Annotated in this window: 7 protein-coding genes; 4 read left to right on the top strand and 3 right to left on the bottom strand. The window is 67.2% G+C overall.

Going from position 1 to position 7,823, the window contains the following annotated elements:
* The 3 genes from ACQG3P_RS17310 to ACQG3P_RS17300 form a co-directional block, all read right to left on the bottom strand.
* Positions 1 to 1,995 (bottom strand): EAL domain-containing protein (locus ACQG3P_RS17310; protein ID WP_426805746.1); only part of this gene is annotated, 1,995 nt, incomplete at its 3' end.
* Positions 1,996 to 2,085: 90 nt separating this feature from the next.
* Positions 2,086 to 3,270 (bottom strand): NAD(P)/FAD-dependent oxidoreductase, encoded by a 1,185-nt coding sequence (locus tag ACQG3P_RS17305; RefSeq protein ID WP_426805745.1) that lies wholly within the window; start codon positions 3,268 to 3,270, stop codon positions 2,086 to 2,088.
* A 10-nt stretch (positions 3,271 to 3,280) separates the two neighbouring features.
* Positions 3,281 to 3,835, bottom strand: coding sequence for a YaeQ family protein (locus ACQG3P_RS17300; protein ID WP_426805744.1), 555 nt, complete (start codon positions 3,833 to 3,835; stop codon positions 3,281 to 3,283).
* 42 nt (positions 3,836 to 3,877) lie between these two features.
* Between ACQG3P_RS17300 and ACQG3P_RS17295 the strand changes: the two genes are divergently transcribed.
* From ACQG3P_RS17295 to ACQG3P_RS17280, 4 genes are all read left to right on the top strand, one after another.
* Positions 3,878 to 4,762, top strand: a complete 885-nt coding sequence (locus tag ACQG3P_RS17295) for a pseudouridine synthase (protein WP_426805743.1) — start codon at positions 3,878 to 3,880, stop codon at positions 4,760 to 4,762.
* A gap of 321 nt (positions 4,763 to 5,083) precedes the next feature.
* Positions 5,084 to 5,293, top strand: a complete 210-nt coding sequence (locus ACQG3P_RS17290; RefSeq protein ID WP_068851222.1) for a cold-shock protein — start codon at positions 5,084 to 5,086, stop codon at positions 5,291 to 5,293.
* A gap of 103 nt (positions 5,294 to 5,396) precedes the next feature.
* Positions 5,397 to 6,089: a glutathione S-transferase gene (locus ACQG3P_RS17285; protein ID WP_320458529.1), complete on the top strand. Its 693-nt coding sequence runs from the start codon at positions 5,397 to 5,399 to the stop codon at positions 6,087 to 6,089.
* A gap of 37 nt (positions 6,090 to 6,126) precedes the next feature.
* Positions 6,127 to 7,692 (top strand): protein adenylyltransferase SelO, encoded by a 1,566-nt coding sequence (locus ACQG3P_RS17280; RefSeq protein ID WP_426805742.1) that lies wholly within the window; start codon positions 6,127 to 6,129, stop codon positions 7,690 to 7,692.
* Positions 7,693 to 7,823: the final 131 nt, after the last annotated feature.

Here is a 7,823-nt window from a genome sequence, read left to right as displayed (position 1 = left end):
TAACAACAGACTCATCGAGCCATTGTCGGCGACGAACTCGGCGATCGTGCGGATGTTGGCTTCCTGCGCGCGCGTGGTGATTTCGGCGATCTTCTCGCTGTTCTCGCGGGTGCGGGCGAAATCGCTGGTGAAGTCGCGGTCGAGCTTGAGGAACTGCGGCTGGAAGTGCGCCAGCAGCTGGAACGAATCCAGGCCCGAGCCGAACTGCTCCAAGCCGATCCGGCAGCCCAGCGGTGCCACGTCGGCCAGGAACTGCTGCGCGTTGCGCAGGTGGGTGAACACCTTCGCTTCCGGTGCATGCAGCCACAGCCGCTCGCCCGGTACGCCGTGCGCCTGCAGCTCGCGGCGGATGGTGGCCACCATCTGCGGGTCGTTGAACGACTCCGGCGTGATCTTCACCATCATGTGCGTGGCATGGCCTGCGCGCTCGCGCTCGCCCAGCACGCTGATCGCATGCGCCACCACCCAACGGTTGATGTCCGCCAGCAGCCCGTGTTCCTCGGCAATGCCCAGGAAAGCGGTCGGGCTGAGCAGCTCGCCGTTGTTGTCCAGGCGCAGGTACGCCTCGTACAGCTCCAGCGGTTCGCCGCCCAGGTTGAGCACCGGCTGGTAATGCAGCTGGAAGCCGTCGCCGGCCAGCGCCTCGTTGATCCGGGCCACCCAGCGCTGGATGCGTTCTTCTTCCACGCGGTCCACTGCCGCCGGATCGAAGATCCGGCTGGTGTTGCCCAGCTCCGATGCGGCCTGCTGGCATTCGGTGGCGCGCGCCAGCACCTGGCCGATGCTCGCGATCTTCTCGCCGACCTGCACACCGCCAATGCTGACCGTGACCGTGGCCGAACGCTCGCCGATGCTGAACACCTGCGCCGCGAACGCCTCGCGGATCCGGTCCGCCAGTGCCTCGGTCTGGGCGAACGCACCTTCGGTCAGCACCGCCAGGCTGTGCTCGCCGAAGCGGGCCAGCTGCGCGGTGTCGCCGACGGTGTCGGCCAGCACCCGCGCCAGCGCTGCGATCAGGGCATCGGCCGAGTCCAGCCCGATGTCCGGCAGCAGGCGCGCGTAGTGGTCCGGTTCGATCAGCAGCAGCCCGAACCGGCCCTCGCTGCGGCCGGCCTGGGCCACCGCGTTTTCCACGTGCAGCATGAAGGTCTGGCGGTTGAGCAGGCCGGTGACCTGGTCGCGCTGGCGCAGGTCCTCCACCTCGCGGGCCAGCTCCGGGTCGAATTCCATGCGGCGGCGGAACACCACCTGCAGGCAGCTTTCGCCTTCATAGGTGGCCGGGGTGAATTCCATCGTGGCGGCGAACACCGCCCCGTCCTGGTTGCGCGCGTCCACCTGGTACTGCGGCGGCGGCGCTTCGCCCTTGCTCAGCGACTTGAGCAGCTGCTTGAAGCCGTCCACGTGCTGCGGGGCGACCATGTCCAGCAGCGAGATGCCTTCCACGTCGTCAAACGATTCGAACCCGAACATCTCCAGGTACGCCTCGTTGGCGCGGATGTGCATGCCTTCATGGACGTAGGCGATCGGGTCACGCGAGGAGGAGATCAGCGCGTCGCAGCGGCGCTCGGTCTCGCGCATCTGCGCCTCGATGCGGCGCAGGCCACGGCGCGCGTGCAGGTCGGTCCACTCGTTGCGCACCACCGCCAGCAGGTGCTCGGGGCGGCTGCGCAGGGCCACCGCGCGGATGCCGTTGGCACTGGCTTCCACCCATTCGGTTTCGTTGATGGTCTCGGCCAGCAGGATCATCGGAATGTCCTTGCCGCTGGCCGCGATCTGCTGGGTGACCTGCAGCAGCGGGATGCTCTGCGCGGGCGCGGCCAGCACCAGGTCGATCGGCTGGCCGCCGATGATCTGGCCCAGCTCCTCGACGTTCTGCGGGCGCGCCGGGCGCACGGCAATGCCGCTGTTGCGCAGCATGCTGACGATGGTTTCGGCGTTCTCGCCGCTGTCATCCACGATCAGCAGGCGGACGGTAATGTCATTCGCGTTCTGCATTCACTACTCCCCGGACTGCAAACTTGATACACGATGCATGTGACTTCGTCCATGCCGGCGGCGGGCGCCGATCACGGAATGAAAGGGCCGCTACACGACCTGGCCGGCGGCATGGCCGCTGGCCCAGGCCCACTGGAAGTTGTATCCCCCCAGCCAGCCGGTGACATCCAATACTTCGCCGACGAAATGGAGCCCCGGCACCAGCTGCGACTCGAACGTGCTGGACGACACCTTGCGGGTGTCCACGCCCCCCAGCGTGACCTCCGCGGTACGGTACCCTTCGGTGCCGCTGGCCACCAGTGGGAAATCCTGCAGCAGGGCGGCGGCCTGGCGCAGTTCGCGCTCGTCGATCTGGCGCACCGGGCGGTCCGGCAGCCAGTGTTCGCACAGGCGCAGCGCCAACCGGCGCGGCAGCACCTCGGACAATACCGTGCGCAGCTCGGCCGCGCCCCGGTCGCGTTTCATGGTGCGCAGCCAGTCTTCGGCATCCTGTCCGGGCAGCAGGTCCAGGCGCAGGTCGTCGCCCGGTTGCCAGAACGAGGAGATCTGCAGGATCGCCGGGCCGCTGATGCCGCGATGGGTGATCAGCATCGAGTTGCGGAACTCCATGTCGTTGCAGCGCGCCGCGATCGGCAGCGCGACCCCGCTCAGGTCATGGAAGCGCTCCTGGTGCTTGCCGCTCAGGGTCAGTGGCACCAGCCCGGCGCGGGTCGGCAGCACGTCGTGGCCGAACTGGCGGGCCAGCTCGTAGCCGAAGCCGGTGGCCCCCAGGCTGGGGATGGACAGGCCGCCGGTGGCGACCACCAGCGAGGCGGCATGGAAGCGGCCCTGCGCGGTCTGCACGTGGAAGCCGTCCGCACCGCTCTCGACCTTCTCCACCGCGCAGTCGGTCCGGATCTGCGCGCCGGCGGCGGTGCATTCGTCCACCAGCATGCGCACGATCTGCTTGGACGAGATGTCGCAGAACAGCTGGCCCAGCTCCTTCTCGTGGTAAGCGATGCCGTGCCGCTCGACCATGTCGATGAAGTCCCACGGCGTGTAGCGCGCCAGCGCGGACTTGCAGAAGTGCGGGTTGGCCGACAGGAAGTTGGCCGGGGTGGTGCCGGTGTTGGTGAAGTTGCAGCGGCCACCGCCGGACATCAGGATCTTCTTGCCGACCTTGTTGGCATGGTCGATCACCTGCACCATGCGCCCGCGCCGGCCGGCGGTGAGCGCGCACATCAGCCCGGCAGCGCCGGCACCGATCACCAGGACATCGCAGCGGATCGTACTCATCGGCGCTGGATCAGGCCTGCGGCTTCTGCTTGCGCCAGGTCGGGGTGAAGGTCAGTTCCTTCGTGTCCGAGATCAGCCGCACTTCGCCGTCCTGGATCATCACGTCCCAGCGCATGGTGCGCTCGATCTGCTCGCCAAGCTCGGTGACGAGGTCGCCCGGCAGGTCCATGACCTCCAGCGACGACAGCTTGTTCAACGCCGCGCTGTTGCGCTTCCACCAGGTGTCGGTGAGGTTGCTGCTGCCGTACATCACCAGCTGCACCGCGCGGGCACGCCCACTGGCCTTGCGCAGGCGGGATTCGTCCGGTTGACCCAGGTCGATCCACAGCTCGATGTCGCCGGTGTAGTCCCGGCGCCACAGGTCCGGCTCGTCGTCCACGCTCAGTCCGCGGCCGAATTCCAGCCGTTCGTCGGCGTTCAGGGCAAAGGTCAGCATGCGCACCATCAGGCGCTCATCGGTTTCCGACGGGTGCTGGGCCAGGGTCAGGTTATGGGTGGCGTAGTAGCCGCGATCCATGTCGCTGATCTGCAGTTGGGCCTTGCGGATGGTGGCGGTGAGGGCCATGGGGGTACCGTAAACAAAGAGCACCATGATAATGCGTGGGGTATGCACCCGTCCGATCCGATTACCGGCCACGTTGCCGCCAGCCGCCTGCAGTTGCCCCCGGGCGACTGGCGCTGCCTGCTGGATGGGCTGTGTGCGCGGTTCCCGCGCATCGACCGTACCCAATGGCAGGACCGGTTCGCGCGGGGCCGGGTGCGCGATGCGCAGGGCAGGGCGCTGGCGGCCGACCACCCCTGGCAGGTGGGGCTGGAGATCCACTACTTCCGTGAGGTGGCGGACGAGCCGGTGATTCCGCACCAGGAGGCCATCGTGCATGTCGACGCGCACCTGCTGGTGGCCGACAAGCCGCATTTCCTGCCGGTGACCCCGGCCGGCGGGTACGTGCAGCAGACCCTGCTGGCGCGGCTGGTGGCGCGGACCGGCAATTCCGACCTGGTGCCATTGCATCGATTGGACCGATTGACGGCCGGTCTGGTGCTTTTCTCTACATGCCCTGAGACGCGCGATGCATACCAGCGGCTGTTCCGGGAGCGGCGCATCGTAAAGACCTATGAGGCCATTGCGCCGGGACTGCCCGGGCGGGCGTTCCCGCTGGAGCGGCACAGCCGGCTGGTGCCGGGCGAGCCGTTCTTCCGGATGAGCGAGGCCCCGGGCGAGCCGAATGCGCGGACGCGGGTCGAGGTGATCGACGCGGCGGGCCCGTTCTGGCGCTATCGCCTGCATCCGGAGACCGGCCGCAAGCACCAGCTGCGCGTGCATATGGCCGCGCTGGGGGCGCCGATCTGCGGGGATGACCTGTATCCGGAACTGAACCCGGCCGGGCAGGGCGCTGCTGCACCTGTGCTTCAGCTGCTGGCGAACGCCCTCGCGTTCGAGGACCCGCTGACCGGCGAGTCAAGACAGTTCAGCAGCGGGCTGAACCTTTAGGGCCGCTGGGCCTGCCGTTTGGCTTCAATTAAGGCGGAAAATACATGAATAGGGTGTCCGAATTCGTGTAGCATTCCCCAATCCCTTGTCCTGTCAGGCGGGAGGGGGGAGGTGGCTGAATAACCCAGCTATCGCTTTTTCGGTAAAAGACGCGTATCGTCCCCCACACTGTGTTTGCTAGGGTCACCGTGAATCGTGGCCTGATGCGGTTGATCTCACGATCCGCTCATCGATCCGCTTTACCAACGCCTGCAACTCAGTCTCGGCTCCGGAAATCCGGTGGTCGCGATTATTTCAACTTATGTTTCAGGAGTTAGTTACATGTCTGATCGTCAGAGCGGTACCGTCAAGTGGTTCAACGATGCCAAGGGCTTCGGCTTCATCACCCCGGAAAGCGGCCCGGACCTGTTCGTGCACTTCCGTGCCATCCAGGGCACCGGCTTCAAGTCGCTGCAGGAAGGCCAGAAGGTGACCTTCGTCGCCGTGCAGGGCCAGAAGGGCATGCAGGCTGACCAGGTGCAGGCCGCCTAATAGGCTCCTGCCACCGCAAGGTGCCAATAAACGCCGGAAGCGAAAGCTTCCGGCGTTTTTTATTGCGGGTAGCATGGGCGTTTGCCCCCCTGCGGACCTGCCGATGATCAAGGTGCACCATCTGGACCACTCGCGCTCACAGCGCGTGCTGTGGATGCTTGAAGAGCTGAACCTGCCGTACCAGCTGGTTACCTACCAGCGTGACCCGAAAACCTGGCTGGCCCCGCAGGCGCTGCGCGACATCCATCCGCTGGGCAAATCGCCCGTGCTGCAGGACGATGCCCTGGTCCTGGCCGAATCCGGCGCGATCCTGGAATACCTGGCTGACCGCTACGATAGTGGCCGCCAGCTGTCGCCCGAGCCGATGCCGGCGCAGGCCGCCGAGCGCGTGCGCTATCGCTACTGGATGCATTACGCCGAAGGTTCGGCGATGCCGCCATTGCTGATGAGCCTGGTGTTCGCGCGGGTACGCAAGGCACCGATGCCGTTCTTCGCCAAACCGATCGCGCGCGGAATCGCCGACAAGGTGATGAAGGGTTTCGTAGGCCCGCAGCTGAAGCTGCACCTGGACTGGATGGAGCGCGAACTGGCCAGCTCGCCCTGGTTCGCGGGTGAGCGCTTCACCGCCGCCGACATCCAGATGAGCTTCCCGATCCAGGCTGCGGCCGCGCGCGCCGGCAGCATGGAGCGCTACCCCAAGCTACAGGCATACCTGGCCCGGATCGCACAGCGCCCCGCGTTCCAGCGTGCCGTGGAGCGCGGTGGCCCGCTCGACCTGGGCGCGGGCGCGGCCTGAGCTTGCGGGGGCGTTCCGACGCCCCCACCTTGTCGTGATGAGCACTGAACCGCTGCGCTTCGACAACCGATTCATCCGGGATCTGCCCGGCGACGACGAAACCGGCCCCCGCGTGCGCGAGGTGCGCGGCGCGGCGTGGTCGGCAGTGATGCCCACGCCGGTAGCCGCGCCCAGGCTGCTGGCGTACTCGCCTGGACTCGCGGAGCAGTTGGGTCTGGACCAGGATCTGCTGGACAGCCCCGATTTTGCCCGCGTGTTCGGCGGCAACGCCCTGTATGACGGCATGCAGCCCTGGGCCGCCAACTATGGCGGGCACCAGTTTGGGCACTGGGCCGGCCAGCTCGGCGACGGTCGCGCCATTTCACTGGGCGAGCTGGTCGCGCCGGAGGGTGCGCGCTGGGAGCTGCAGTTGAAGGGGGCGGGGCGCACGCCCTATTCGCGCGGCGCCGACGGCCGTGCCGTGCTGCGCTCGTCGATCCGCGAATTCCTCTGCAGCGAAGCGATGCATCACCTGGGCGTGCCGACCACGCGCGCGCTCAGCCTGGTGGCCACGGGTGACAGCGTGGTGCGCGACATGTTCTACGACGGCCATCCCGAAGCGGAACCGGGTGCGGTGGTGTGCCGGGTGGCGCCCTCGTTCCTGCGCTTTGGCAGCTTCGAGCTGCCCGCGTCGCGCGGTGACGTGACGTTGCTGCGGCAGCTTGTAGACCTGTGCATCGCGCGCGATTTTCCCGAACTGGACGATGCCGGCGAACAACGGTACGCCGCCTGGTTCGCGCAGGTCTGCGAGCGCACGGCGGTGCTGGTGGCGCACTGGATGCGGGTCGGCTTCGTGCATGGGGTGATGAACACCGACAACCTGTCCATCCTCGGCCTCACCATCGATTACGGCCCATATGGCTGGGTGGACGACTACGATCCCGACTGGACCCCCAACACCACCGATGCGCAGGGCCGCCGTTACCGCTTCGGCACCCAGCCGCAGGTGGCGTACTGGAACCTGACCCGGCTGGCGCAGGCGCTGTCGCCGCTGTTCGAGGACGTGGCCCCGCTGCACGAAGGTCTGGCGCGGTTCCAGGCCGTGCATGCGCGCTGCGAGCGTGACGACATTGCCGCCAAGCTCGGCCTCGCCGAGTGCCAGGATGCGGACCTGGCATTGATGGCCGACTGGCTGACGCTCCTGCACGACGGCGAGATGGACATGACGCTCGCGTTCCGTGGCCTGATCGACCTCGATCCGCAGGCGCCCCGGCTCGCCGTACTGGAAGAAGCGTTCTACAGCGATGCGCGACGTGAGGCCGTGCTGCCTGCGCTCCAGCAGTGGTTGCATCGGTATGCGGCCAGGCTGCAGGCGGACGCCCTCGACCCAGTGCAGCGCCGGGAGCGCATGGCCGCGGCCAATCCGCTGTACGTGCTGCGCAACTGGCTGGCGCAGGAAGCCATCGAGCTGGCGGGGCAGGGCGACCTCAGTGGCGTGCACACCCTGCAGGAAGTGCTGCGTCGTCCGTATGAGGTCCAGCCCGGGCGTGAACACTATGCGGCCAAGCGGCCGGAGTGGGCGCGCAACAAGGCCGGCTGCTCGATGCTGTCCTGCAGTTCCTGAGGGGCACCTACGCGCCGCAGAGCAGCCCGGACATGGCACCGCCGCAGTGGCGGCTGTCCGGTGGGGCGCGTCTGACAGGGCCGCGCGCGCGCGGCGCTTACTACCATGGTAGTACGCTGAAAGTTCGATAA

The sequence above is a fragment of the Stenotrophomonas sp. SrG genome, assembly GCF_050031795.1.
GTDB lineage: Bacteria > Pseudomonadota > Gammaproteobacteria > Xanthomonadales > Xanthomonadaceae > Stenotrophomonas > Stenotrophomonas rhizophila_A.
Note: the sequence above shows the minus strand (reverse complement) of the source record. Positions and strands in the feature narration are given on the sequence as shown.

Excerpts from the sequence above, each read along its gene's own strand:
- ACQG3P_RS17295 (WP_426805743.1), top strand. The coding sequence starts at position 3,878 with ATGCACCCGTCCGATCCGATTACCGGCCACGTTGCCGCCAGCCGCCTG.
- ACQG3P_RS17300 (WP_426805744.1), bottom strand. The coding sequence starts at position 3,835 with ATGGCCCTCACCGCCACCATCCGCAAGGCCCAACTGCAGATCAGCGAC.
- ACQG3P_RS17305 (WP_426805745.1), bottom strand. The coding sequence starts at position 3,270 with ATGAGTACGATCCGCTGCGATGTCCTGGTGATCGGTGCCGGCGCTGCC.
- ACQG3P_RS17280 (WP_426805742.1), top strand. The coding sequence starts at position 6,127 with ATGAGCACTGAACCGCTGCGCTTCGACAACCGATTCATCCGGGATCTG.
- ACQG3P_RS17290 (WP_068851222.1), top strand. The coding sequence starts at position 5,084 with ATGTCTGATCGTCAGAGCGGTACCGTCAAGTGGTTCAACGATGCCAAG.
- ACQG3P_RS17285 (WP_320458529.1), top strand. The coding sequence starts at position 5,397 with ATGATCAAGGTGCACCATCTGGACCACTCGCGCTCACAGCGCGTGCTG.